Here is a 2371-nt window from a genome sequence, read left to right as displayed (position 1 = left end):
ATCGTCATCTTGGAAGTAGCGATCTTTACTTCCTTGTTTCATAGCAGCCATGGATCCCATACCCCGGTATGCTTTGAAACGACGTCCTTGGTAGATTTCAGCTTCACCCGGGCTCTCTTCCGTACCGGCAAACATGCTGCCGAGCATAACCGCGCTAGCGCCTGCAGCTATTGCCTTCGTAATCTCACCGGAATACTTGATGCCACCGTCAGCAATGATCGGAATGCCATATTCCTTGGCAACCGTTGCGCAGTCATAGATGGCCGTAATCTGTGGTACCCCGATCCCTGCAATAACACGGGTTGTACAAATCGAACCAGGACCAATTCCGACCTTAACGACAGACGCACCGGCTTCAATCAGTTCACGTGTTCCTTCACCCGTCGCCACGTTGCCCGCAATGATGGTCAGTTCTGGATAAAGCTCGCGCAGCTTGCGAACCGCATCAATGATGTTGATGTGATGACCATGCGCCGAGTCAACCGTAATCACGTCTACGCCTGCTTTAACCAAGGCTTCCGCTCTTTCGAACGTATCCTTGGAAATACCGATTGCCGCGCCTACAAGAAGTCGTCCCTGAGCATCTTTCGCAGCGTTAGGGAATTGGATCGCTTTCTCAATATCCTTAATGGTGATAAGCCCCTTCAACACGTTATCCTCATCCACGAGCGGCAGCTTCTCAATCTTGTGCTTCTGTAGGATCGTCTCGGCATCTTGAAGCGTTGTTCCTACTGGAGCCGTAACCAAGTTCTCACTTGTCATAACTTCGCTAATCACCGTGTTATAATCATGAATGAAACGCAAATCGCGATTCGTCAGGATGCCGATCAATTTGTTATCTTCATCCACGATCGGTACACCAGAGATGCGGAATTTACCCATCAGTTTCTCGGCATCAGAGACCAGGTGTCCCGCATGCAGTGAGAACGGGTTCGTAATGACGCCACTTTCGGAGCGCTTTACGCGATCGACTTCTTCAGCTTGTTGTTCAACCGTCATATTTTTATGGATAATGCCGATTCCGCCTTCTCTGGCAATCGCAATCGCCAAAGGAGCCTCCGTTACCGTGTCCATTCCTGCACTAATAAGAGGGATATTCAGTTTTACCTTCTCGCTCAACTTGGTGCTGACATCCACTTCCTTTGGAAGTACCTCGGATTTTCTAGGAACCAACAAAACATCGTCAAAGGTGAAGCCTTCCTTGCTAAACTTATCTTCCCACACCTGGGTTATTCCTCCTTTTTGTCGTCTTCCTGCGGACTACAATAACTGCCTGGCGCTGGACCGGACGGCATTTTCATTATTTTCAGAAAAATATATTATTGCCATCTTAGCAAAGGGCCCATAGGCTGTCAAGGATTGAATTGCCCCTATTTCTAGGTCTGATCAGGGTCCATCCCATACGTCACCCTGTCTACCCAGCAAAGACAAAAAAGCCTGTTTTCTTCTATATAATGGAGGGGATCCCCGATTCCACCCTGGTCTACCATTAACCTTTGGGACATCCAGACAACTCCATTTCTTAATGCTGTCGTATAGTATCACCTAAGCCCAAGCAGTATACTCCAGAAAATCTGTGCACATATAGGAAAAGACCGCTATCGATCACTCGATAACGGTCTTTAAGGTTGTTCGCTTGGCGACGTCCTACTCTCCCGGGACCCTTCGGTCCAAGTACCATCGGCGCTGGAAGGCTTAACGGTCGTGTTCGGTATGGGAACGCGTGGAACCCTTCCGCCATCGCCACCAAACGGCTCAGATGCTTGATCACCTGAAAACTAGATACGAAACGAATTTGCAGCACATTTGAAATATGTTTGGATAAGCCCTCGACCGATTAGTATTGGTCAGCTCCATGCATTGCTGCACTTCCACCTCCAACCTATCTACCTCGTCGTCTTCAAGGGGTCTTACTAAATTGGGAAATCTCATCTTGAGGGGGGCTTCACGCTTAGATGCTTTCAGCGCTTATCCCTTCCGTACGTAGCTACCCAGCCATGCTCCTGGCGGAACAACTGGTGCACCAGCGGTACGTCCATCCCGGTCCTCTCGTACTAAGGACAGCTCCTCTCAAATTTCCTGCGCCCGCGACGGATAGGGACCGAACTGTCTCACGACGTTCTGAACCCAGCTCGCGTACCGCTTTAATGGGCGAACAGCCCAACCCTTGGGACCGACTACAGCCCCAGGATGCGATGAGCCGACATCGAGGTGCCAAACCTCCCCGTCGATGTGGACTCTTGGGGGAGATAAGCCTGTTATCCCCGGGGTAGCTTTTATCCGTTGAGCGATGGCCCTTCCATGCGGAACCACCGGATCACTAAGCCCGACTTTCGTCCCTGCTCGACTTGTAGGTCTCGCAGTCAAGCTC

1 protein-coding gene and 2 rRNA genes (1 of these 3 running past the window's edge) are annotated in these 2371 nt (G+C 50.4%); all 3 read right to left on the bottom strand.

All coding sequences use genetic code 11. The annotated features are described in order from the left end of the window. A partial coding sequence (gene guaB / locus ACFRAK_RS26980; RefSeq protein WP_394572886.1) for an IMP dehydrogenase occupies positions 1–1224 on the bottom strand: 1224 nt, incomplete at its 3' end. Positions 1225–1634: 410 nt separating this feature from the next. Beyond that, positions 1635–1751, bottom strand: a 5S ribosomal RNA gene (gene rrf, locus ACFRAK_RS26975). Between the two features lie 66 nt (positions 1752–1817). Further along, positions 1818–2371, bottom strand: a 23S ribosomal RNA gene (locus ACFRAK_RS26970); it runs 2375 nt beyond the window's last position.

This window comes from Peribacillus sp. NPDC056705 (assembly GCF_043656335.1).
The sequence above is the reverse complement of the archived record's forward strand: the minus strand, read 5'-3'. Positions and strand labels throughout refer to the sequence as shown.